Genomic DNA, 22,977 nt, shown 5'->3' with positions numbered 1-22,977 from the left:
TCATTTCGTACTGCTGCCGAGGCGGTGGTGCCCGGCCTCGGTGGTGATGCCGCGGGCGGTGAGGATCTCGGCGACCGTGTCGCCGTCTCGCCAGCGGCTTGTGGCGTGGGCGGATTCGCCTTTGCCCTCGTTGTCAGCGGGCATCGTGGTCAGAGCCTGGCGGGGGTCAGTTCTGGCGCTGGCGGGTGGCGAGCCAGGTAGTGACGGCGGCGGCGGCCACGCCGACGATCCGGTGCAGGGCGGCGTCCAGCTCGATCCATGCGGTGCCGGGGCCGTTCTCCTCGGCGACCGGGGTGCCGTTCTCGTCCAGCCGGACGGCGTGGCAGTGGTCGACGTACCCGCGCTTGCTGGCCTTGTCGGCCAGCCACAGGAACGCGGCGCCCCGGTCGATCACCATGTGGGTCGCGCCGTTGATGACCGCCCCGGCCGTCAGGGCGCTGGCAGGGACGCGGTACCCGAAGGCGCGGGTCAGGGCGATCGCGGCGCCGGTCTGGATCGCGGTGTACGTGGCGACGTGAACGGCGGCGGCACGGCGGCCGCGGGCGCTGGCGGTCGTCGTCGGCGCCCCGGTCCGGTCGTCGCTCTCCTCCCCCACCCGGACCCCGTCGCGGTAGACCTGGTGGGAGCCATAGAGGCGCTTGCACCTTGCCGTGGTGGACCCCTGGGCCCACTGGTCGCAGAAGGGATGGATCTCCCCGAAGGCACTCAGGATCGTGCCGAAGAGGGCCAGACGTTCGATGGGAAGCACGGTTCTCCGTTCGTCGTTGGTGTCGTTCGTGGTGCGCGCGGCCGGAGCCGGTTCCGATGACTCCGGCCGCCTGGTCGAGGGTCAGGACGACGCGTCGTCGTCTTCGCCGGTCTTGCTGGTGCGGATCTTGTGCACGGCCTGCCGTGACATCCGGGCGCGGACGCCGATGTCGGAGTCGCTGCGGCCCCGTTCGATGGCGTTCCTCACGAGCCCCAGCCGCTCCGATCGCAGCACGGACAGCTCGGCTTCGAGCCGGGCGACCTCGGAGCCGACCACGGCCAGCCGGTCCCACTCCTGCTCGCGCAGGTGGGTCCGGTGTCCGTACGCGGCCCGCTGGGCGCCGATCAGCCGCAGCCCCTTGCGGGCGGCCCGGTCGTCCTCTTGTGCGGCCCACGCGTCCAGTTCCGCGTCGGTGCTCTGGGAGGTGATGCCCCCGGGCAGCGGCCGGTGCTCGGCCTCCCAGTCGCGGAAGTCGTGCAGGGGCCGGGGGTCCCCGGCGAGCAGCACGGTGCGGTACCAGGACCGGACGCCCAGGACTTCGACGGCGATCCCGCTGCCGTCGCTGTACGGCCTGCCGTACCTCGCGGTGATCTCCGGGTGCGAGGGCCCGCCCAGGTACCTGGTCAGGCCCTCGCACTCGTCGGCGAGGGCGTCGAGCTGGGCTCCGAGGATCTGCGGCCGGTACGCCTGGGGGAACAGCCCGACGACCTCCGTGTAGTCGACCAGGTCGGAGTCGACCTCCGGCTGGGCGGCCTGGCGGTACCGGGAGGTCAGTCGGCACAGCTGGCGGCCCGCGCGGGCCGAAGCGGCCGACCAGTCCAGCTCGCCCCCCGCCTCGAAGAGGCCGTCGAGCAGGTCCTGGGCGTACGGCGCGACCAGCTCCAGCAGCTCGTTGGCGGTTCGGACGTTGAGGTACGGACGCCCGGTAGCCCCCCCGCAGTCGACGGTCCAGCTCAACAGCCCGGGGACCGGGGCGAACCACATGTGGACCCCGGCCCCCGGCAGGAACGGCTTCCCCGGGTGCCAGCGCTCCCACGTCTCACGGGGGACGTCGGTCACGGCCTTCCACGCGGGGTTCCACGGCTCCAGATGCTCGGTGCTCTCGTGGAACGCCAGCCCGCCCGTCGCCGTGTTCAGCAGAACGCGCTGGTACGCCCCCGGGCGCCGTGCGCCCGTGACCGGTTCGGCGGAGACCACGGCGGTGACGGGCTCGATTGTGACCCGGGGGGCCGCGTACCTCCCCACGACGACTTCGGGGACCTCGGGGATCTCATCGCTCATGCATTTCTCCTGCCTCCACTTGCGTGTCAACAGGTTGACGAATGGCGGAAGTTACTGTCAATCGGTTTACGATTTGAGCCGCGATTTGGCCGGTACTCCGCCACTGCCGGTAGCGGTTCGGGCCAGGCGCGGGTCCTGCCACCGCCGGGCGGGCGGGGCGACGGCGGCGGCGCGGTCGGACCTGTTGGGTCCAACGGGTCTAAGTGCTGCCCGTCCGGCCCCCCCGGTGGAGCCCTCCGGCCGGCGGCCGGGGCGAGGCCGCGCCCCGGCCCTCGTGAACCGGTCGGCAGGGCTCCGGTCGCCCGGCCCCGCCGGTGAGCTGCGGGGGTGTCTCACCAGGGACGACGCGCCGGTATTCGGCCCAACAGGTCTAGAACCATTGGGTCCAACGGGTCGAACGGCGACTGTTCTGCGGTTTTCCCGGAACGGCGGGTTCGGGGCGGAGCTGGCAGCGGCCCGGACGGGCGATACGGTCGGGGCGTGAACCGTACGACGGGAATGCCGGGAACCGGCCGATGAGGAGCACCGTATGTCCATGACTGTCCTGGGCCCCCTGCCCGAGACCGCCGACCGCCTGGACGTGGTCAGCGAATGGCGCCTCGACGACCTGATCGACGCACTGGGCCGAGAGAAAGAGGTTGTCGACGCCGCTCTCGCCAAGCTCGACTACAGCCGCGACCTGCGCGCCCAGCTGTTCGTCCCGCCCGCGCTGACCGTGCCCCCGACCTTCACCGGCGGGCACCTGACGTACGTCTGCGTGAACCAGAAGGGCGGCGCGGGCAAGACGACGACGTCCCTGGAACTGGCCGCCGCGTGGGTGGCCATGGGCTACACGGTCCGCCTGATCGACGCCGACCCGCAGGAAGCCTCCCTGTCCGGCGAGTGGCTGCTGCCCCGTCTCGACGGCATCGCCGTCCACGAGCGCCACACCCTGACCGACGTCCTTTTCGACCGGCAGCCGCTGGACGAGGCGACGTACGAGACGGCCATCCAGGGCCTCTACATCGTGCCCAGCGGCGACGAGCTGGCCACCGCCGAGTACGACCCGCGGGCCGCGCGGGACGGCAGCCTGCGCACCGCGATCCGCAAGTCCAAGGCGCCCATCGACATCACGATCATCGACGCGCCGCCCGCCCTGGGGAAACTGTCGATCAACGGCCTCATCGCCGCCGACCGGGTCATCGTCCCCCTCAAGGTCGGCGCGCTGGACCGCAAGGCGCTCAAGGACCTCCACAAGACGATCCGCCGGGTCCAGGAGGACGAGAACCCCGGCCTGGTGGTCGCGGCCGCGGTGATGACGTCGTGGGACAAGAGCAACTACGCCGGACTCGTCGGGGCCGCCCTGCGCCGCGACTTCCCCGAAGCGATCATCGCCCCGGCCCGCCGCAACGTCCAGGTCGCCGCGGCCGCAGACTTCGGCCTGCCGGTCCGCGCCCTGCACCCCAAGGCCACCACCACCGCCGACTACGACCAGCTCGCCCGCCTCCTCCTGCCCGTGAAGGGAGCAGCGGCATGAGCAAGCCCTTCGGCGGCGGCAACAACGCCAGTGGTCCGGGATCCGGGGCCGGTCGCCAGACCACCGGCGGCAGCAGCATCCTCGGCAAGCTCATCGGCGGGCAGCAGGTGCCCGGCGGGAAGTCGAAGGTACCCGCCTACGTGAACAACGCGCTGCTGGATCGGCTGCGCGACACGGTCGTCGCCCTCCAGCGCAGCCCGCGGGTCGAGGTCCCGCCGGTCTCCCTGTCGGCGTTCGTCGAGGCCGCCATCGAGGCCGCCGTCACCGAAGCGGAGGCGGAGTACAACGACGGCGACCGGTTCCCTCCCCGGCCGAACGCCAAGCTCAAGACCGGACCGCCGGTCGGCTGACCCCGCGGACCCAGGGCCTCGCCGGACACCCCGGCGAGGCCCTGCATCTTTCCCGGCCGGAGCCGGTTAGGGGCATTGCCCCCAATGGGCCTAATCCCGCATCCGGTCCCCCCGCCCGGCCGGACATGACTACCGTGCCAACCGTGAAGAACAAGCCGGACCCCCTCGACGAGATGCCCGAACTGAAGGCGGCGGTCGCCTCCGCCTGCCGCGAGGCCCCGTCCGAGGCCCGCGAGCGGCAGATCCGCGCTCACGCCCGGGAACTGGTCCGAGCCCTCCGGCACGCCGACCACCCCCTCGGCACCGACGCGGATCTGACCGACGTATTCGACCGGGCCTCGCTCAAGACGTACGAGCGCCTGGCCCTGGCGGGCGAACTGCGCGACCGGGGCGCGATCCGGCCCACCGCCGAGGCCACGGCGAACACCCGCTCCGGAGTGATGGCGCTGCTCCAGCGCGAACTCGGCCTCACGGTCGTCCACCTGCGCCACCAGGAGGAGCAGCCCCGCAAGGAGCCGGTCGACGCCGCCCGCCGCGAGCGGATGCGCACCAGCCTCCAAACCGCCGCCGACTACATCGGCCGGAGCACCCGCTGGACCGCAGAGGGCGGCCTCCTCGCCAGCGGCTTCCCCCGGTGGGTGCGGATGCTGGCGATGGCCTCCGTCACCCTCGACACCGGCTCCCGGGTCGGCGAGCTGTGCGTACTCCGCCTGGAGAACCTCTCCCCCGCCCTGGAAGAAGTCCGCATAGAACGCCGACCCCAGAACGCCCGCCCCGGCGATCCCCCCTCCCTGGAGATCTACCCGCTGCGCCGGACCACCCGCGCCGCCCTGATCCGCTGGCTCCTCGTCCGCCGCCTGCTGATGAGCGAGGTCACCGGCGGCGCCGACGCGCTGTGGGTCTCGGTACGCGGAAACCACTCGGGCGCCGCCGACCCGGAGACCGGACCGCGCAACCGGCCCCCCGGAACCCCCCTGCGGCCGCGCGGCGCCGGACGCGCGTACACCGCGGCGGTCGCCAAGGTGAACACCGAACTCGGCGGCACCTTGGGCTGGAGCCCGCTCCCGGAGCGCATGGAGCAACTGCGCCGCGGCGTAGCCGCCTCCAAGGTCCGCCTCGCTGCGCCGCACCCCGACGCCGAGACGGCCGCCGCGCTCATGGGCCGCCTGGAGGAAGCGGGCCGACAGCTCTCCGCCCTGCCCGACACCAGCGCCGCCGCGACCACCGGCCTCGCCGCCCGCACCGAGGCCCGCACCGTCCTGCGCGAGGCGTGGCGGCTCGGCATCGAGCACCAGGTCCAGCTCGACGTCCTCGGCGGCTCCGGACTGCTCGCCTACGACACCCCGCGCGCCGGATGGGAGCCCGAACTCCTGCGGGCCCTGGACCGGGCGGCCCGCCTCACCCCCCGGTAGACCCGTTGGACCCAACAGGTCTACCGGGCCCGCTCCGGCGGCCCGGTACCCGATCCGCCGTCACCTCGGCGAGCGGCTGCGGCTCGCCCTCGGTCCGGCCCGCAAACCGGGCGGCGAGACAGGCTCCCCCGTCCCGGCTCCCGGCCCGGGGCGCCTCGTCGGCCGCGATCCGGCCGAGGAGAACGCCTCGCTGCTGGCCAGCCGCAGATACACGGAGGGGCCTGGCCTGTGTGCACCTCCCGGCCGAGGCCGGTCAGACCTGTTAGACCCAACGGGTCTGACCGGCAGCGCTGCCGAGGCAGCTCCGAACGGCAGCGCGCCCGGTGTTCCCACGGGGCCAGCAGCCCCGGAGCTGGCCGGGCCCATTGGGCCTAACAGCCCCAACATGCCCCTGGCCGGCGGAGCCACGGGAGTCCTGCACCGCCGGATCCGCGCCACGCCTTCACCTCGCCGCCGGGGACGGGACCAGGGCGAGCGCCTGTTCCGGCTGCGGTCCGCCGGTGCCGGTACGACGGCGGAGCCCGAAGGGCGTCTTCGTCCCGTCGAATCCGCCGTCCTCGGCGAGCTGGCGCAGCACGGTGTTCAGCAGGGACCCGGTGGTGTCCGGCGGCCACAGGCCGGGCGCGTTCCAGAACCGTTTCCAGGTCGGCCCGTGCCCGTGCTCGTCCCAGTAGGCGTCGGTCCACGACAGGGCCCGCTCACGCCACACGGGGTCGCCGGTGAGCCGCAGGGCGCGCTCCCGGATGGTCTTCGTGTCCTTCCACCACCGGCGGCCGCCGCCCTGGGGGCCCATGGCCCGGGCGAGGATCTCCAGCCCTTCCTCCGGAGTGATCTCCGGGCACAGCGGGCACGCCACGGCCCGGGCGATCGACTCCTGCACGCGCGCTGCCCGCGCCTGCCGCACGGCACGCCAGTCCTTCACCGCTGTCTCGCTCACGGCCCCAGCCTCGCCAGCCCGGGAAGCGGGCTCAAGCCGCCACGCGGGAAGCTAGCCCGGGCCGGGCGTCGACGGCACTGGCCCGCTCGCAGGCCCCGGCGCGGCCTCGGCAGCCCAGGCCGTATCGGACCTGTTAGACCCAACGACCCCAACCGCCCCCGGCGGCAAACGGGCTCCGGAACCGAACCAGAACCCTCAAACCCTTCGGCCAACGGCGCCTGGACCTGTTGGGCCCAACAGGGGCAACCCGTCCCGTCAGCGCCTTACGGACGAGACCTTCCTGCGGCGGTCCGGGAGGAAACCGGCGGCGCGACCGGCACAATCGTGTGATCGGCCGACAAGCCCTTGGGGGAGCTGTGCGGGAACTCCGCTTCGACGACATCCGGTTCACCGTCACGGTCGGCGCCGACCAGACATCGCTGCGGCGCGCGTTGGGAGGGCACGAGCTGAGCGTCCAGCTCGCGGTCGGGGTGTCGCCGTTCGCCGAGGCGGGGAAGATCCTCGCCCTGGAGGCGGACCTGTTCGGCTACGGCACGGTACCGGCGCACCGCTCCCGGCTCGCCCGCACCACGGCGAACCTCGCCTACACCCCCACCGTCACCGTTCACCGGACGACCCTGTCGTTCCCGCTCACCTCGCTCCAGGTCCACGCGATCGAGGAGGGCCGCAGCGGCGACGCGCGCTTCGAGATCGACCTCAACGCGACCCTGCCACAGGCCCCCGGGTACCCGGGCTGCGCCCAGGACACGGTGCACATCACCATCGCCAAGAGCCGGTGGGAGGAGCAGATCGCCCAGCTGGGACCGTCCGCGGCTTTCGAGCTGGCCGTGCCGTACCCGCTCGGTGATCCCGAACGGGCCGAAGTCGGCCGTACCCTGCGGGAAGCCCAGCGGCTGCTGACCGCGGGGGAGACCCGGGCGGCGATCCTGGAGGTCAGACGGGCCCTGGAGTGGATCCGGGAGAACGCGGCCTGGGACAACCCCGGGCCGAAGAAGCTCTCCAGCCAGTGCAACCAGACCGAACGCTGGTGGCGTATCCAGGACTCCCTGTACGGCCAGACGTGCGGCGCCCTGCACAATGACGCGGTCACCAAGGACTTCACCTACGACCGGGCCGAGGCCGAGACCCTTGTCGCGATGACCGGCGCACTGCTGCGGAGCGTGCCCGTCGGCACCGGATGACCTGGCGAGGCAGGATCAGACCCGTTGGACCTAACGCCCCTAATCCGCGCCGCGCGGCCCTCCGGCCGCGCCTTCGCCGTGGCGCCGACGAATGGGTTCCGAGGCTGGCCTCGCCAGACCGCGTGACCGAGGCCCCCGTGATCACCGCCCTTCGGGTGGCCCCGCGGTACGGCGGCCGACGCCCGGCGGTTCACCGTCTCAGCCCCGCTCATCGACTTCCGCAAACCCAGGTGATGCGGCCCGAGCAGGCTGGGCACCCGTCACCGCCGGTGCAGTCGCGCCACCCTCGGTGCGGGAGCGCGACCCCTGGGCACTCCAGCCCCCGGGTGCACGAAATGGACCCGTCCCGGTGATCGAGCTGATAGCCCCTGCACCGGGCGTACCCCGGGGTCGGTGCTGAACAGCCGCACCCGTCGGTACAGGTCCCGGCCGCCCCGGGACCGGCACCGGACCCCGGGGCGGCCGTTGTCCGGCGGCTCGCCGGGTTCTGCGGTCCGATTCGCCGGTTACGAGGCTTCTTGTCTCTCTTGCTCATATCCCATCCAACGACCGGCACCGTCACCCGGGACAACGCCGTCAGGGTGAACCGCCGTCGCGCTTCTCGCGGCAGTACGCCGACCCGTTGCGACAGGCGTTTCTCTGAACTGGAAACACCTTCACGCGGCACCGTGAGCCCGGCCCATGATCAATCTCCGCGCCAACCGCTGTAGGCCCTGTACCGATGTTCCCCGAGGCCGTAGACCTGTTGGGTCCAACAGGGGCAACCGGTCCCGTCCGTTGATCGCGCAGGGGGATCTTCGGGCGGGTTGGTCGGGGAAGAGACCTGGGGTGATCCGGCGAGGGGTCGCTGGGGGACTTCGCCGTCCCCCAGCGACCCCGCTCCGGTCGGCATCCCCCGGCGCGTACCGGCGTCGTCTCGGCCGGGCCCGGTCCGCGCCGGGGGCACACCGCCCCGTGGTCCGATGCGGCCGGATCGGACGGGGCACCCGTCACCGCCTGCGGAATACCGCCTGGTGGCGCTCAGCGGGCCTCGACACCCTCCAGCGCGGCCAGGCAGGACAGCATCGCCAACACGGTGGTGGTGGCCGTCATGTCGGAGACCACGACGCCGAAAGCCCCCTTCTCCGCTGCCTTCCGGGTGCTGGCGGCGGCCTGCCACATCACCTTCGCACACAAGTCCTGAGTCCCGACGGCGGCGCGCTCCAGGAACTCGGTCGGCTCGTCGGCAAGCCACGGCGCCAGGGCCCGCAGGGTGGCCGGTGTGCACAGGCCCGCGCTGTGCGCGGTCATCCACTCGGACAGCGCGTCCGGGCCCGTCTCGGGCAGACCCGCTGCCCGGCCTGCGCGCTGGGCAAGCTCCCACAGGGCGTCGGCGTACCAGTCCAGCACCGATCCGGGTGTGACGTTCGGCCAGCCGGGTGGGTTGAGGGAGTGCACGGCGGCCCGCTCTCCATCCGTACGAGCCGCTCGTACGGCGGCGTCACAGGCACGCTGAAGGTCGGTGTCGGTCGTCATCACGTCTCCGGTCTCTCATGGCGGCGTCCGCCCCCGTGCGGGGCCGGGGCACGATCGCGGACGGCCCCGGGCCGAGGCGCTTGTTCATGCCCGGGCAGAAGGTGCCGCACGGCTAGATGTTGGACCAGTCCTTCCGTGCGCAGGTGGCGATCCCCCCAATCTGTCCGCCACTCGCGGCGACACCCCGGATTAACCCCGTTGGACCTAACGCGTCTAATCCGTGCCGCGCGGCGGCCGTCCGCCGGGCCGCGCCGGGAGTTTGGGCCGGTTCCCCGGCTCAACGCGGCCATTGGGCTTGTGGGACCTAACGGCTCTCGCGGGCGGGCCTGGCCCGCCCGGCGGCACGCCGCTTCTGCCTGTGGGGCGCCTCCTCGTTGCGGGCGGCACGGAGGCGAGGGCTCTCTCGCTGAACATCTCATATGGGCGTGATCTACCTCAAAAAGCCCAGCGACCTGGGCCGTTGCCGGTATGCCGACACCGGCCGATCATGCACAGGGGGCCCGTCCCGGGCCCTGAGGGGGGACAGGAGGCCCCACCACGGCGCCGTGGTGGTGGTCGGCCCGGCCACGCCCCGGGGGTCGCACAGGGACACTCAGGGACGCCCCGGCCCTGCTCCTGTAAATCGCCGCGCGAAGCGCGTCCGTATTGGTTCTGACCTGCTCGTTCCCACGGAGAGTCGGCTCACGCGCGGCCCGGCGCCCGCAGGGGGCCGGGCCGCGCCCCTTCCCAAGGGCTATTAACAGGCCCAGGCGCCCATTACTGGCCGGTAGCCTTTCAGGTATGACCTGCGGTTCCCCGGGGGATCGGCCGTCTTCGGCCGGGCTTACGGCCTGGCTTCCAGCGCGAGGGGGTCATGATCGTTCGTGTGGGGATGGGGCGGGGCGGTGTTCTGAGCTGGGGTGATGGGAGCGGTACGAGCCGGGCGGGTGGTGTTTTTCCGGGGGCGCAGTGGCCTGTTAACAGCAGGGTGTCGCCGGGGGACGGCGCTTCGGCGTGCAGGACGAGCGACCGCCCCCGGCGCGAATGTGCCGGGGGCGGTCGGAGGTGCGGGTTCGGCCCGGCTCCGCCCGCCGGTGCGGACGAATCGTGGCCGAACAGAGGTTCGATTTCAGGTCTGGGCCATGTCCACGAAACGGCTGTAGTGGCCCTGGAACGCGGTCGTGATGATCGCGGTCGGCCCGTTGCGGTGCTTGCCGACGATCAGGTCCGCCTCGCCCGCGCGCGGGGACTCCTTCTCGTACTGGTCCTCGCGGTGCAGCAGGATCACCACGTCGGCGTCCTGCTCCAGCGAGCCGGACTCGCGCAGGTCGGAGACCTGAGGCTTCTTGTCGGTGCGCTGCTCGGGCCCGCGGTTGAGCTGCGACAGCGCAATGACCGGGATCTCCAGCTCCTTGGCCATGAGCTTCAGCTGGCGGGAGATGTCGGAGACCTCTTGCTGACGGTTCTCGGGGCGGCGGCCGCCGCCGTACTGGAGCAGCTGGAGGTAGTCGATGACGACCAGGTCGAGCTTGCCTCGCTGCTTGAGCCGCCGGGCCTTGGTGCGGATCGACATGGCGGTCAGTTCGGGGGAGTCGTCCAGGAGCAGGTTCCCGGCGTCGACCCGGGCCTTGGCCTTGGCCATCCGGCCCCAGGCCGCGTCGTCGAGCCGGCCGGAGCGGATGTGGTGCAGGGGAACGGAGCCCTCGGCGGACAGCAGCCGCATATGGAGTTCCTTGCGGCCCATCTCCAGGGAGAAGAACGCGCTGGTCAGCCCGTGCTTGAGGCTGGCGGCCCGGGCGATGTCCAGGCCCAGGGTCGACTTGCCCATCGCCGGGCGCCCGGCGATCAGGACGAGCTGGCCGGGCTGGAGGCCGAGGGTGAGGCTGTCGAGGTCGGTGAAGCCGGTCGGCACGCCGGTGAGTTCACCGTTCTTGCGCTTCCCGGCGGCCTCGATGTCGTCGAAGGTGGCGTCCATGCCCTCCGAGGCGTCCTTGAGCGAGTCGTCGCCGCGGTGGCGGACCACGCCGTACAAGCACTCCTGCGCCCGCTCGACCAGCTCGTCGGTCTCGCCGTCGCGGGCGTACCCGCTGGCGGCGATGGCCGTACCGGCGACGACGAGGTTCCGGGCGACGGCGGCGTCGTAGACGATCTCGGCGTAGTACTCGGCGTTCGCCGCCGTGGGCACCTGCTGGACCAGCGTGTGCAGGTACGGGGCGCCGCCGACCCTGGCCAGCTCGCCGGTGGTGGTCAGGTGCGCCGCGACCGTGATCGGGTCGGCGGGCTCGCCCTTGCCGTGGACGTCGAGGATCGCGCGGAACACGGTCTCGTGCGCCGGTCGGTAGAAGTCCGGGGCTTGCAGGATCTCGGCGACGTCGCCGATCGCGTCCTTCGACAGCAGCATTCCGCCGAGGACGCACTGCTCGGCCTCCAGCTCCTGGGGCGGGACGCGCTCGAAGTCGCGCGGACCGTCGCCGGACACGGCGGGGGCGGGGATGGATACGCTCATGGTGGATCTCCGTTCACGGGATTCGGGCAGCGGCCGGACCGGGCAAGGTCTCCGGCCGCTGCTGTCGTACGGGGAGGGGCCGGAAAGTCAGGGTGCGGCCGTGAGGGCGGGGGCCCTGCGGCACTCGCACGGGCCGACCGGCAGGAAGGTCTCCGGGTCCTCGGCCAGGCCGGACCCGTTGCACATCGCGCACTTCGGGGCGGCCGCCGCCGGGTGACCACCCGATCCGGCCGGAGCCGACGGGAGGTTCTTGAGGTGGGTCCGGTAGATCGCCACCACACTGAAGACCCGGTCCGGGTCGCAGCAGCGGGCCAGGTGGTTGCGCAGCTTGGGCGCCGTCCAGCCGACGGCCAGGGCCTCGACGGCGAGCGGCAGCAGCATGTCCGCCACCTCGTTGCGGTTCATCCGGTCCCGGCCGGGCAGGCCCAGCAGCATCTCCAGCAGCTCGGCAGTCTGCCCGTCGTCGGCCTGGCCGTCGCGGGGAGCCGGAACCTCGACAGCCGCCGAAGCGGGGTTGTTTTCCGGCGCAGCCGTCTCTCTCGTCTCGCCCGTCGCCGTCGCCGTCGGTGCGGCTGAGGCGGACGAGGAGCGAGAGAGAGATTGGTCTAGTTGAGATTGATCTCGTTCAACCCCCTCCAGCGGGGGTACGGGACCCCCTCCAGCGGGGGTACGTACCCCCTCCAGCGGGGGTACGGCGCGACCTGCGGTTTTCCGGATAGCCGCAGGTCGCGCCGTACCCCCTCCAGCGGGGGTACGGGACTCGTCGAGAGTCGGGGCCACGAACAGCTCGACCACCGGGAACGGGGCCTTCGCCTTCTTCGCGGCTGCCCGGGCCTTGGCGACCTTGTCGCAGTGGGCCTTGAGCCCGGCGTCGACCGCCGCCAGCCACGCGTCGAACCCCGCTTCGCGCTCCTTGCGGGCCTCCGCCGACTCGCCCTTCGGGCCGCGGTTCAGCGCGTACCACTGGCTCGTCGAGGTCGGACCGGTGTGGGAGGACGGCGGGGTCTGGTGGACGATGTAGCGGTTGCGGCGCACCAGGCCGACCGTCGTCCGTACGACGTCGATGGCGCCGATGACCTCAAGCTGGAGCATGTACTTCGCCACGTTCTCCGGCTTCTTCAGCTTGAGAATCCGGGCCAGTGTGGCCAGGCCCGGCCAGACCTCCGTGTCGTCGCGGACGCTGGTGTTGATGTGCGCGGACAGACCCCAGTACAAGGTCCGGGCGTCGGAGTCCACGCCGGAGAACAGCACCCAGTCGCCGAGCTGGCTGAACGGGGCGCGTCGGCCAAGGGCAACCTCAAGGGTCTCGTCAAGCTCGTTCGGGTCGATCGGTTGCTCGTTCACCGGGACACCGCCACGACCGTCAGGGCGGAGGGGGCCTTGTAGTTGCAGGTCAAGGCGCGGTTCTGCTCAGAAGTCTTCGGCACGGCGCCTTCGTACGCGGCCGGGACGGTTACCGTCGCGGGCTCCGCGGAGGCGAGCCGGAGGGGGCGGTGCATGAGATGCGATCTCTCCCAATCGAGTGGGAGCCGTACATCGGTGATCTTCACCGGGTAACCGGGCGGGCCAATGGACGGTGCTGCGCAAAGGCCATATGGGCGGTTACCCTGGCTGATGGTGACCGGGCCCCGAGGGGTCGGGAACCCGGCATCAGCCGACGTACGACTCAGGTTCTGAGGCTTCACGGGCCAGCTGCTGAGTCAAAGCTCGAATCGAGGGCCGCTCCTGTTGGCGCAGGGGCGGCCCTCGGCGTTACGGGGCGCGAGCGGTCATGGTGACCATGGTGGAGTCCTTCCGCCAGTTGGGGAAACCGGCGATGAGCTGGTAGGAGGCGGTGCATCCGGTGATCGTGCCGGACGACGTCGTGGTGTTGTACCGGGTTTCCGGCGCGGATACTCCGAGATCCCGTTCTCCGGGAGAGAACTTGCGGAGGCGTACCGTCACCCGGGAAGCACGGGCTGTCGTCGGCGTGTCGCCGTGTCCCGCTGGCCCACCGTCAGTGGGTACGCGTAGCCTGCAACGCATCGCAGGCACCTCCTCGATAGGTGCTTGGTCCGCCCCGCCGACCACCACAACCGGCGAGCGCGACCGGCAGGCCCCCACGGGGGCCTGTTCGCGTTCCGGGCCATCTTCCTCCTTCGCGCCCCGGCGCGTGGTCAGCGCGCCGATTCCGGAGTGTCGCCATGGCCGCGGGTCGGCGTGACGTAGGCCGCAGTGGCGTCGTCAGAGCGCTTGAACCGGGGCCACCGCTCTCCCACCGGGTCGGCGAGTTCTGCCTCGCGGGTGCGGGCGATCAGCGCGGACGGACCCTCGGAGCGCAGAAGGGAAAGCAGCTCGTACCAGGTGAGGGCATCGAAGGAGTCGACGAGACGGCTGGCGCCGTCGGTGAGCAAAGCGGCCTGCTGCACCCGCGTGAGTTCTACGGAGCCGGTGAGGGCTTCGTCAGCGGCGGCCGGGTCGGTGGCCGCGACCCAGTATCCGCCGGGCTTGTTGCGGAGACGACGCTGGACGCTGACGAGCTGTGACACGCGGGCAGCGTGCTCGGCCGTCCCAGTCGGCCCACGCAAGGCGGCCTGCATCTCGTCGGCCGCGACCTCTTCCACCCGTTTGTCGACGATGGTCCTGATGCCGTCGGACCCAAGGTCGAGCACCAAGACGTTGTCGGAGAGCACCAAGTAGTCGAGGACGTCGCCGCGCTCGCGGATCATCACCACGGTCGAGGCTGGCACCGCCTCTTGGTCGAGGTCGCAGGTGTCGCGGTGCAGGTTGTTGACCTTGGTGATGGCGTGACGGAGGGCCGCTCGGAGGGACACTTCGTCGTCGCCGATCAGGTTGACCAGGGTGGTGCCTAGCTGTCGTACGAACCATGGGGTGCCGTGAATGCACCCCATGGGCAGGTCCTTCGGGGCGGACAGGCCGTCCAGCACGACGACCCCGGTGGGGCTCACGTGGACTGTGTCCTCGTTCGCGGTGCCCACACCCTGGGTCGATGCCATGGATACCTGCACGTCAGGCCCCTTCCGGGCGGTAGAACGGCGTGATGCGCTTGCTGGAGGTGATCTCCAGCGTGTCAGGGTCGAACGTGCTGGAGATGAGGGTCGAGAACCGCTTCGCCTTGAGTTCGCGGTGGACGTCGGCCAGCTCCTGGTTGAGCCAGTGGACGACGCCGCCCGAGCCCCGGGCGTGGATGCCAGCGATGTAGAGGAAGGTGCCCTGACCGTCAGGGCGAGGGAGTCGGCTGAAGTACGCGATGTCGCTGTTCTTGCCGCGGTCCATCGGTGAGCGGTAGGTCTCGCCAGTGTTCCGGTCGGTGAGGAACCAGCCTGCGCCGTCCTTGTCGAAACGGAGGTGAGGATCACCTTCGAGGATCTGCTCGATCAGGGGGGACAGGCGCGGTCCGCAGATCACCACCAGGTTGTTGCGGTTGAGCCGGACGTTACCGCCCAGCGGAATCCGCTCGAAGGTGATCTCCAGGCCGACCTCCTCGGCCAGTTCCCGCAGATGCTCGTAGGTCTGGACATCCTCCGTGGCGATCACAGGGCCTTGGACTGGCTTGTCTCTGCCGTCTTGCAGCCGGCCGTCCTCCAGCTTCTCGGCGAGCGCCACGATGACCTTGCCGGAGCCGAGGAAGAGCCGCTCAGGCGGCGCTCCCTTGGCGAGCTGGCTTACTCGCCCCTTGCTGATGCCCAGCTCAGCCGCGAGCTGGGTGCTGTTCAGGCTTCCCACCCGCAGGGTCTCGTTCATCGCCTCGTTGCGTACGGCCTGGAACTCGTTTCCGTAGTTCTGCGCCCGGCTGACGAGGTTATGGGCCGCCTTGGCCCGCTCCAGCGGGTCGGACAACTCCTTCAACTGGGACAACGTGATGTCGAACATCGCGTCGGTTTGCTCCCGCAGCGAGTGGGGCGTCGTTGCGTCGAGTCGTTCCTGTTCCATTCGTGCCTCCCTTCGTAGGGTCATGTTTACCTCACTAAACGGCGCGAGTTCAAGGTGGTTGACTCGAAGCGGAGAGTCGCCCTATGGTTTCGCTGTGCGGCGGTTTAGTTCACTAAATCTAAGCGTCGCGCTGGCTATACCTGCACTTCAAGCGTCATTTGGGGCCCCGGTGAACTCGCTCTCGTGGCGGGGTGATGGGTGGCCGTTCGTTCCTTGAGAACTCAACAGTGGATAGAACTTCGGGCCGCGGCGCCCCTGCCGTCACTTTGTGACGAGACGACCTCTCACCTGCATGGTGGGTCTTGAGCGGGGGGTTGGCCGCGTGGCAGCCCGAGAGCGGATCTACAGAGGGCCCCAGGGGTTGGGGCCGAGGGTGCGAGTCCCCATTCGCTCACTGCGCCGAGATACGGCGCGACCCCCGGTACGGCGGTGCAACGCCATGTGTACCGGGGGTCTACGGATCCAACCTGGAGGGTGATCCGCTTGACCATCATGCCGTCCGACCTGCCGATGAACCACCTCGGGGTCGCCGAGGAGCTGACCGACGCGATGCCGGAGGTCTTCCCGCTGTTCGAGCAGGTCCAGAAGATGGCCCGGCTGGGCGTGAACGTCCAGTTCACCGTGGCGCCGTCCACGATCATCGCCACCATCACCGTGGCGCCCGACGCCGCGACCGTGCTCCCCGCGCTGCTGGCGGAGATCGACAACGTCCGGCCCGTGAAGCTGGAGAGCGGCCGACTCGCCGCCCTCGGCGAGATGTTGCAGGGCACCGTGACCATGCGGGTGGTGATCCCGGAGGGCTGGGTGACCCAGGAGGAGCTGGCGGTGCTGACCGGCGCCGCGGCCGCCGACCCCTCCGCCCTGCTGTGACCGGGCAGGGAACCGCGCCGACGGGGGACGTCGGCGCGGGTCTGCCGGACGTTGAGCGGGACGCGTGCCCGGTCTGCACGCGCTGGGGCTGCAACGGCACCAACTGCCCGCCGCGGCCCGCGATCGGGGGCGGGCGATGAAGCTCCGCCTCCCCGTCCTGATGATCCGCACGACGAGCCTCTCGGCTCTCCGGGACGGCACCGCCCGCGCTGCCGTCCTCCGGACCGACCTCGACACCGCCGAGGCCGCCATCGAGGCGTGCCGGGCCGACCTGATCGGCCAGGACGGGGTCCGCCAGCGCTTGGCGGGCGAGCTTGCCGAGCTGCGTTCCGAGCTGGAGTCCGCCCGGGCCCGCACGGACGGACTGACCCGGCTGGCCGCCCTGGTGCTGGCCGCGTTGGAGGAGACCCGGCTGGCCGCCGAGGCTCCGGTGTCGGTTCTCCTGCACGACGGGATGGTCCAGAGCGTGCACCGGGACCCCAAGTCCGCGATGGTCGCGGCTCCGCTGCCCTGGGCCGACTGGGTCGAGCCGGGTCAGGGGCCGGACGGTCCGGCCGAGGGCTGGAAGGTCTGCACCCGGAAACTTCCGCCTCTGCCCGCACCGGACACCGCGGACGAGATGGAGGCCCTTCTGGAGTGGCTGAAGGCCCCGGAGCCGGGCCATCCCAGCACGGCTGACACGAACGGAGAGGTGACTACCGCGTGAACACCCTGCTCAAGCCCAGCATCACCACCCGGCCGGGGAATTGCTCCGGGCCGGTCGAGACCTGGACGTCCACGGACTTCGAGGTGTTCGAGAACCTCACCGCGATCGCGCGGGCCGCGTCCCCGTACCGGGGGCCGGTCCGGCGGCGGGCGGCGGCGGTGACCGTGTTCGGCTACGCCACCGGCTTGTACGCGGTGGCGCTGCTGGTCCGCGCGGTGCGCGGCCAGCGGGCACCGCGGCTGGAGGGGCACCTCGACGCGGTGGTGGCCGGGCCGCTCGCCGATGCCGAGCGCCGTCTGCGGGCGGCGGGGGACGGGTTGTTCCGCCTGAGGGTGGAGCAGACCGGCCGCCGGGTCATCGGAGCGATCGACCGTACGGCCGCCCGGCTCGCCCGGGACTGACGGACCGCCGCCGCAGGGCCGACCCGGGGTCGGCCCTGCGGCACCGAGTTGTGAAAGGAGGCCGCTGTGGCGGCCCGAACAGCTACCCGCAGCAGGACGAAGAAGGCGGCGGCCCGCACACCGCCGGTGAAGAAGAAGGCGACGGCGCCCGTGGCGCCGCGCCGGTCGCCCGAGGCGGCGGCCGGTACGGCGGCGGCCGTGGAGGCGCGGATCGCGGACGCCCGGGACCGGGCCGCCGATATCGCGGACCTCGCCGCCGACCGGCTGGCCGAGGCCCGGATGGCCGCCGCCGAGGAGGCGGCGGAGCTGACGCGGCAGGCCGGGAAGGCCGCCGAGGAGATTCGGATCGCGGCGGCCGCCGACGCGGAACGGGCCCTGGCGGCCGCGGCCGCCGAGGCCGGTGATCTGATCCGGGGCGCCGCCCGGCACGCGGAGACGGTCCGTGCCGAGGCCGAGGAAGCGGCCCGGGCGGAGGCCGGGAACCGGGAGCAGCTGCTCGCGGACGCGGAGGCCCGGGTCGGTGGGGTCTTGGCGGAGGCGGAGGAGCGGGCGGCCGAGCTGGTCGCTCTGCGCCGGGCGTCGGCCGAGGGTGCGTACCGCACGGCGCTGGAGGACGCGGCCCGGATCGTGGCCGGGGCCCAGGAGCAGGCGGCGGAGGCCCGGATCGCGCGGGTCTCGCTGGAGACGGAACTGGAGCTGGCCCGCCGCCGGTCGATGCTCGACCTCGACGAGGACCTGGCCGTACGGCGCGGTGAGATCCGGGACCGCCTCAGCGCCTACCGCGAGGAGGCCGAGGAAGTCCGGGCCCAGACGGAGGCATCCTTCCGGGCGCTCGGTGAGGAGCACGAGCGGCAGCGGCAGGGGCAGCGGGCAGCGCTGGCGGCCGAGCTGGAGGAAATGAGGGCGAACGCCGAGGCCGCCGCCCGGGCTGCGGCCCGGGAGATCGTGGCCGGTGCCGAGGGGCAGAAGGCGGACCTGGTCGCCGAGACCCGGGCCGCCCTTGAGCGGGCCAAGGCCCGGGAGGCCGAGGCCAAGCGCCAGCTCGGTCAGGCACGGGCCGCGGACCGCCGCAGGGCCCGGCGGGCCAGCACCTCGGACAGGCTGTGGCGCGGGGCGCCCTGGGTCGCGCTCGCGGCCGGAGTCGGGCTCGCGGCGTCCGGCGAGTACGAACTCGCGCGGCTCGTGGGCTTTCACCCGTACGTCGCGCCGCTTTTCCCGCTCAGCGTGGACATCTACGCGGTAGTCGCCTTTAAGAAGAAGCGCGACGTCCGCCCGGCGCTGTCGATCATGGCCGCCTCCAACCTGGCCTACCACCTGGCCGAGCGCGGCGGCGTCCACGACCCGTCCCACCCGTACGGGGACGCGATCGTCCTCGGGCTGACCACCGTCGTGGTCCTGACGTTCGTCGTCATCATCTGGCGGGTCCACCGCCTCCTCGACGGCGACCACCCCGCCGCCCCTGGTACGGCGCCGGACCGTACGGCGGCCGGGGACCCCGCGCCCGTACGGGAGGAACCCTGCCGTACGGACGGGGAGGAGCCCGTACGGCCGGACGCGGCGGAGCCCGTACGTACGGACCGTACGGACGGTGCCCGTACGGCTCCCGTACGGCCGGACCGTACGGGCCGTACGGCCGGAGCCCGTACGGCGCCCGTACGGCCGGACGGTACGGACCGTACGGACAAGTCCCGTACGGACGGAGCCCGTACGGACCGTACGGACAAGCCCCGTCCGGCCCGTACGGACGACGAGGCGCTGGCCGTACTGCGGAAGCTGCCCCGTACGGACAGCGGGTTCGTCACCGTCAACGCCGCCCGTACGGCCGTCGGCTGCAACCGGGACCGCGCCGTACGGCTGCTCGGTACGGCCCGGCTGCTGTCCCCGGCGGACGCCGCCAAGCACCTGACCCCCACCACCCCGTGACGGCCGTACGGCCGTACGCCCGCTGCGGGCCGGGCCCGCTCCCCTGCCGCTGTCGGCAGGGCGGGCCCGACCCCCAGAAGGAGAACCACTCATGGACCTGTCCAACCTGCTGACCCCCGAGGAATTCGCGAAGTTCGCCCAGGCGCGGCGCCGGTCGCACGGCACGGACCACGAGGTGTACGACGACCTGCTGGCCGCGATCCGGGCGAAATACCGGGCCGAGCACGTGCCGGGCGACAGCCGCTGGGACGCGGCCCGCCGCGCCCGCCGGATGGAGAAGCACGCGAAGAAGCTGGTCAGGGCCGCCCGCGTGCAGTACGAGGCGCTGGAGGCGCTCCAGATCGCCCACACCAACCACATCGCCCACGTCCTGGGCCTGCCCGGCCAGCGGGAGGCGAAGGAACTGGCGAAGGCCGGGCGCAGCGCCGCGCTGGGCGAGCTGGCCGCCAAGTCCCTCCACAAGACCGCCGGTGCGCTCAAAGACGCAGCTCAGAGCAGGAGCGAGAGCGACGGCGGGCGCGTGCCGTCGTCGCTGCACGACCTGCGGCGGGGTGCCTGATGGGACAGCAGCGGCCGATCACCCAGATTGAGGCCCGGCGAATCCGGCAGGCCGCACACCACCAGGCCCGGCTGGAGGACTTCACCGCGCGCCTGGGGGCGTGGGGGGTGGTCCTGGCGTGGACGGAGGAAGCCCGCCGGATCGCGAAGCAGCATGAGCGGCGGGGCGACGAGGAGCCCGTGGCCGAGCTGGCGCGGCTGCTGGAGTCCTACTGCGCCCACTACCGGCTGTGACCATCGCGCCCCTCGCGGTCGGACGGTTCCAGGGGCTTTCCCGGCCGGGAAAGCCCCTGATCCGGTCCCCAACCGGAGGCGCGGACGCACGGACGCGCGGACACGCGCGCGCGTACACGAGATCGTGACTCTCTGTCAAGGAGTAATGGATGTCAGACGACGACGAGGGAGTGGTCCACCGCTTCCCGCCGCGGCGCGGAACCGGACCGGGACCGGGTTCACCCGGGCTGCCGGGCCTGCCTCCGGCCCGCCCGGCCGCTCCTGCGGAGAGGCCGGAGGAGACCACCCTCGAACTCCCGGCGGTGCCGGACCGGGTGGCGGCGGACGCGGATGCGGCCCTTATCACCGGTACGGCGGCGCGCGGGACCGCGATGCCGCAGCTGCCCGCCGCGTTCCGGGCCCGCCCGGCCGGTGAGGGGCCCGAGCAGGGCGCGGGCGCGCTGGCTGTGGCGGCCCCGCTCGCCGTCGCGCTGGCGGTCCTGCGGGCCGTCGTGACCACGGTGGACGACTGGCGGCAGCGCCGGATGGACGCCCACGCCGAGGGTGCCGGACTGCGCGAGGCGAAGATGGCGGCCCGGGTCGCCGCCGAGCAGCAGCACAGCGGCCACGTACTGAAGATGAAGGAGCTGGCCGACAAGCTCCGCGAGGCCCGCAAGGGCGCGGCGGGCGGCGGTGGTACGGGCGGCGGGGCGAAGTCCGGCGGCCCGAAGAACTCTTCCGGGCCCAGGCCCCCGGGCAGCAGCGGGGCGAAGTCCGGCAAGGGCGGTACGGGCCCCTCCGGGGCGAAGGGCGGCGGCGCGTCGCCGGTGAAGCCCTCCGCCTCCGGCTCCGGCTCGGGGCCGGGTCCGGACAAGCCGCCCGGCAGGAAAGGCGGCGGGAAGCCCGGCAAGGGCGGTACGGGGCCGGGCGGAAGCGGGTCAGGATCCTCCGGTGGTATGGCGCCCGGCTCCGGCAAGGGTTCGGGGGGCGGCAAGACCACCGGCTCCGGCTCGGGGGCCGGGTTCGGCCCGGGCAAGGGCAAGGGCAAGGGCAAGGGCAAGGGCAAGGGCAAGGGGTCCGGCTCGGGGGCCGGGTTCGGCCCGGGCAAGGGCAAGGGCAAGGGCAAGGGCAAGGGCAAGGGGTCCGGTTCGGGAGGCGGCAGGTTCGGCCGGGGGCCGGACGGCGGGCACGTCGGCGGCGGGGCGGGTTCTGCGTCGCAGGAGCGGGCCGCCCGCCGCCGGGAACGGTCCGCGGCCCGGGACAAGCGGCGCGCTGACCGGCTGGCCGCCGGTCTGGCCGACCGGTCCAAGGACCGCGACCAGGCGCGCAAGGACGCTGCCCGGCAGGACAAGGGCCGGCGGAAGGAGCGGAACGCCAGGAAGAAGGCCAGGGCCCGGGGTGAAGGGGCGGAGCGGGTCACGCTCGGCGAGGCCCTGGCCGAGGCGGCGGCCCGGCGTCTGGCCGGGCGGCGGGCCGACCTGGACCCGCCGGTCCTGACCAAGGACTCCCCGGAATCCTCCGCCGGTCACCGCGGCGGTACGGAAGGGGAGACCGGCCCGGCGGCGGGCGGCGGGGGACCGGAGGGGACCGCCCCGGGCGAGGTGCCCCAAGGCCCGGGGGAAGCGGAAGCCGCGGAAGCCTTCCAGGGCGCCGGGGGCACCGCCCCGGACGGCGCCGCTCCCGCCCCGGACGGGGACGGCTCCGAGCGGGACCCGGAGGACTCCGACGACGACTACGAAGAGCACATGAGGGCCTGGCAGTGGTGGCGCGACAAACGGGACCGGGACGCCGCTGGCGCCTGGTCGCGGGAGGACGCCCACACCTCTGCCGCGCGGGCCGCCGGTCCGATCCGGGACTGGGATCTGTGGACGCGGGACGACCCGGACCAGCCCGGCCCGGGCGGGCCCCGGGCGCTGGGGGCCGACCGCCGGGCCCTGCCCCGGGCGCCCGAGCCCCACACCGAACGGCCCGGCACCACCGACCCCGGCGCCCCGCCGGAGCCCGGCCCCCCGGACAACACCCCCGGCACCAGCAGCACCGCCCCGGCTTTCCGGGGCGGGACGGAGGAGAACATGAGACACACCAGCACCGGCAGCAGGGGCGGGGGAGTGGAGATCCGTTCCCCCGGCACTACGGTCGCCACCCGGCACCGGACCGAACTGTCGCTGAGCGGCTACCTGGCGGCGATGGCCCGGATCGCCACGGACACCGGTCTGATCCAGGAAGAGGCGGCCGTGACCGCCGACCTCCTGCGCAACGCAATCAAGTCGATGAAGACACTCCACGCGATGGTCAAGGACGACGACAACGTGACGGACACGGGTCTGCTGGCCCGGCTCGACCACCTCGTCGACCGGGCCGGGGCCCTGCGGAACAGTTCCAGGGCGATGGCCGACCGGTGCCTCGCGGCCCGGGAGCGGGCGCAGACGGCCGCTCTCGCGGTCGAAGCCGACTACCGGCGCGACCAGGACGCGAAGGCCGACGCCGGGCTGGCGTCGGTGTCCGCGGCATCCCATCACGAAGGCGGCTGACATGAGCGACGGATACATCGGACTCCAGCGGGCCCTGCTCACGTTCGCGGCCGCCGTGAACCGGGCCGAGGCCGACCTGGACGCGGTCGCCCGGGGGATGAACCGCAACGCGGCCCTGGCGGCGGACACGGCCGTACTGCTGGGCCGGGCCGGAGGAGACAGCCGCTACGTGGACATGACGGCCTCCGTCGCCGCCGAACTCGGCGCCACCGCGACCGCCGTCACCGCCACCCGGATCGCCGCCAGCGAAGCCCATGCCGCCGCCCAGGACGCCGCCGAAACCCACCGGCGCAAGTACGGCGCCCTGGACGAGATCCGCCGCAACCGCCACACGAAGACCCCCAAACCCGGGTTCTTCGACGACTGACCACCCCGGGGAACCGCGGCCGGGTGGTGGGGGCGGGCCGTACCGGCCCG

23 protein-coding genes are annotated in these 22,977 nt (G+C 72.4%); 12 read left to right on the top strand and 11 right to left on the bottom strand.

Annotated features, from left to right (window positions below; genetic code table 11):
• The 3 genes from AB0G74_RS27770 to AB0G74_RS27760 all read right to left on the bottom strand — a co-directional run bounded on the left by AB0G74_RS27770 (window position 1) and on the right by AB0G74_RS27760 (window position 2,029).
• The gene (locus AB0G74_RS27770; protein WP_361151434.1) at window positions 1-144 is read right to left on the bottom strand and encodes a hypothetical protein; all 144 of its coding nucleotides are present in this window, start codon (window positions 142-144) and stop codon (window positions 1-3) included.
• A 22-nt stretch (window positions 145-166) separates the two neighbouring features.
• Window positions 167-748, bottom strand: coding sequence for a hypothetical protein (locus tag AB0G74_RS27765; RefSeq protein WP_361151432.1), 582 nt, complete (start codon window positions 746-748; stop codon window positions 167-169).
• An 81-nt stretch (window positions 749-829) separates the two neighbouring features.
• Entirely contained in the window at window positions 830-2,029 is a 1,200-nt protein-coding gene (locus tag AB0G74_RS27760) for a hypothetical protein (protein ID WP_361151429.1), read from the bottom strand.
• Window positions 2,030-2,558: 529 nt separating this feature from the next.
• Here AB0G74_RS27760 and AB0G74_RS27755 point away from each other — a divergent pair.
• The 3 genes from AB0G74_RS27755 to AB0G74_RS27745 all read left to right on the top strand — a co-directional run bounded on the left by AB0G74_RS27755 (window position 2,559) and on the right by AB0G74_RS27745 (window position 5,307).
• Entirely contained in the window at window positions 2,559-3,545 is a 987-nt protein-coding gene (locus AB0G74_RS27755; protein WP_361151426.1) for an AAA family ATPase, read from the top strand.
• Window positions 3,542-3,895, top strand: a complete 354-nt coding sequence (locus tag AB0G74_RS27750; protein WP_361151423.1) for a hypothetical protein — start codon at window positions 3,542-3,544, stop codon at window positions 3,893-3,895. Before AB0G74_RS27755 ends, AB0G74_RS27750 begins: the two co-directional genes overlap by 4 nt.
• A 143-nt stretch (window positions 3,896-4,038) precedes the next feature.
• Window positions 4,039-5,307, top strand: coding sequence for a hypothetical protein (locus AB0G74_RS27745; protein WP_361151421.1), 1,269 nt, complete (start codon window positions 4,039-4,041; stop codon window positions 5,305-5,307).
• A 442-nt stretch (window positions 5,308-5,749) separates the two neighbouring features.
• On the opposite strand, the gene AB0G74_RS27740 is transcribed toward AB0G74_RS27745, so the two are convergent.
• Entirely contained in the window at window positions 5,750-6,244 is a 495-nt protein-coding gene (locus tag AB0G74_RS27740; protein ID WP_361151418.1) for a hypothetical protein, read from the bottom strand.
• A gap of 356 nt (window positions 6,245-6,600) precedes the next feature.
• Here AB0G74_RS27740 and AB0G74_RS27735 point away from each other — a divergent pair, with 356 nt between their 5' ends.
• Window positions 6,601-7,425, top strand: coding sequence for a hypothetical protein (locus tag AB0G74_RS27735; RefSeq protein ID WP_361151415.1), 825 nt, complete (start codon window positions 6,601-6,603; stop codon window positions 7,423-7,425).
• Between the two features lie 1,020 nt (window positions 7,426-8,445).
• Here the strand turns inward: AB0G74_RS27735 and AB0G74_RS27730 are convergent.
• From AB0G74_RS27730 to AB0G74_RS27700, 7 genes are all read right to left on the bottom strand, one after another.
• Window positions 8,446-8,940 carry a hypothetical protein gene (locus AB0G74_RS27730; RefSeq protein WP_361151413.1) on the bottom strand — a complete coding sequence of 165 codons (495 nt, stop codon included), beginning with the start codon at window positions 8,938-8,940 and terminating at the stop codon, window positions 8,446-8,448.
• A 1,108-nt stretch (window positions 8,941-10,048) separates the two neighbouring features.
• On the bottom strand, window positions 10,049-11,425 hold the full coding sequence (gene dnaB / locus AB0G74_RS27725; protein ID WP_361151411.1) for a replicative DNA helicase: 1,377 nt from the start codon (window positions 11,423-11,425) through the stop codon (window positions 10,049-10,051).
• 87 nt (window positions 11,426-11,512) lie between these two features.
• Window positions 11,513-12,769 (bottom strand): hypothetical protein, encoded by a 1,257-nt coding sequence (locus tag AB0G74_RS27720; RefSeq protein WP_361151409.1) that lies wholly within the window; start codon window positions 12,767-12,769, stop codon window positions 11,513-11,515.
• On the bottom strand, window positions 12,766-12,924 hold the full coding sequence (locus tag AB0G74_RS27715; protein ID WP_361151407.1) for a hypothetical protein: 159 nt from the start codon (window positions 12,922-12,924) through the stop codon (window positions 12,766-12,768). Before AB0G74_RS27715 ends, AB0G74_RS27720 begins: the two co-directional genes overlap by 4 nt.
• A 253-nt stretch (window positions 12,925-13,177) precedes the next feature.
• A complete protein-coding gene (locus AB0G74_RS27710) occupies window positions 13,178-13,369 on the bottom strand; it encodes a hypothetical protein (RefSeq protein WP_361151405.1) in 192 nt (63 codons plus the stop codon).
• Between the two features lie 212 nt (window positions 13,370-13,581).
• Window positions 13,582-14,421 carry an integrase gene (locus tag AB0G74_RS27705; protein WP_361151403.1) on the bottom strand — a complete coding sequence of 280 codons (840 nt, stop codon included), beginning with the start codon at window positions 14,419-14,421 and terminating at the stop codon, window positions 13,582-13,584.
• A gap of 13 nt (window positions 14,422-14,434) precedes the next feature.
• Window positions 14,435-15,358, bottom strand: coding sequence for a sigma-70 family RNA polymerase sigma factor (locus AB0G74_RS27700; RefSeq protein ID WP_361151401.1), 924 nt, complete (start codon window positions 15,356-15,358; stop codon window positions 14,435-14,437).
• A 483-nt stretch (window positions 15,359-15,841) separates the two neighbouring features.
• Between AB0G74_RS27700 and AB0G74_RS27695 the strand changes: the two genes are divergently transcribed.
• The 8 genes from AB0G74_RS27695 (at window position 15,842) to AB0G74_RS27660 (ending at window position 22,927) form a co-directional block, all read left to right on the top strand.
• The gene (locus tag AB0G74_RS27695; protein WP_361151398.1) at window positions 15,842-16,228 is read left to right on the top strand and encodes a hypothetical protein; all 387 of its coding nucleotides are present in this window, start codon (window positions 15,842-15,844) and stop codon (window positions 16,226-16,228) included.
• A gap of 64 nt (window positions 16,229-16,292) precedes the next feature.
• Window positions 16,293-16,934 carry a hypothetical protein gene (locus AB0G74_RS27690; protein WP_361151396.1) on the top strand — a complete coding sequence of 214 codons (642 nt, stop codon included), beginning with the start codon at window positions 16,293-16,295 and terminating at the stop codon, window positions 16,932-16,934.
• A complete protein-coding gene (locus AB0G74_RS27685; protein ID WP_361151393.1) occupies window positions 16,931-17,335 on the top strand; it encodes a hypothetical protein in 405 nt (134 codons plus the stop codon). Before AB0G74_RS27690 ends, AB0G74_RS27685 begins: the two co-directional genes overlap by 4 nt.
• 66 nt (window positions 17,336-17,401) lie before the next feature.
• Window positions 17,402-19,258, top strand: coding sequence for a hypothetical protein (locus AB0G74_RS27680; protein ID WP_361151390.1), 1,857 nt, complete (start codon window positions 17,402-17,404; stop codon window positions 19,256-19,258).
• A 91-nt stretch (window positions 19,259-19,349) separates the two neighbouring features.
• A complete protein-coding gene (locus tag AB0G74_RS27675; RefSeq protein WP_361151388.1) occupies window positions 19,350-19,817 on the top strand; it encodes a hypothetical protein in 468 nt (155 codons plus the stop codon).
• Entirely contained in the window at window positions 19,817-20,050 is a 234-nt protein-coding gene (locus tag AB0G74_RS27670; RefSeq protein ID WP_361151385.1) for a hypothetical protein, read from the top strand. The genes AB0G74_RS27675 and AB0G74_RS27670 overlap by 1 nt, the downstream gene beginning before the upstream one ends.
• 149 nt (window positions 20,051-20,199) lie before the next feature.
• Complete coding sequence (locus AB0G74_RS27665) at window positions 20,200-22,560, top strand: hypothetical protein (protein WP_361151383.1); 2,361 nt, start codon at window positions 20,200-20,202, stop codon at window positions 22,558-22,560.
• 1 nt (window position 22,561) lies between these two features.
• Window positions 22,562-22,927, top strand: coding sequence for a plasmid transfer protein (locus AB0G74_RS27660; protein ID WP_361151381.1), 366 nt, complete (start codon window positions 22,562-22,564; stop codon window positions 22,925-22,927).
• Window positions 22,928-22,977 lie beyond the last annotated feature (50 nt).

Source organism: Streptomyces sp. NPDC020875, assembly GCF_040641415.1.
GTDB lineage: Bacteria > Actinomycetota > Actinomycetes > Streptomycetales > Streptomycetaceae > Streptomyces.
The sequence above is the reverse complement of the archived record's forward strand: the minus strand, read 5'-3'. Positions and strand labels throughout refer to the sequence as shown.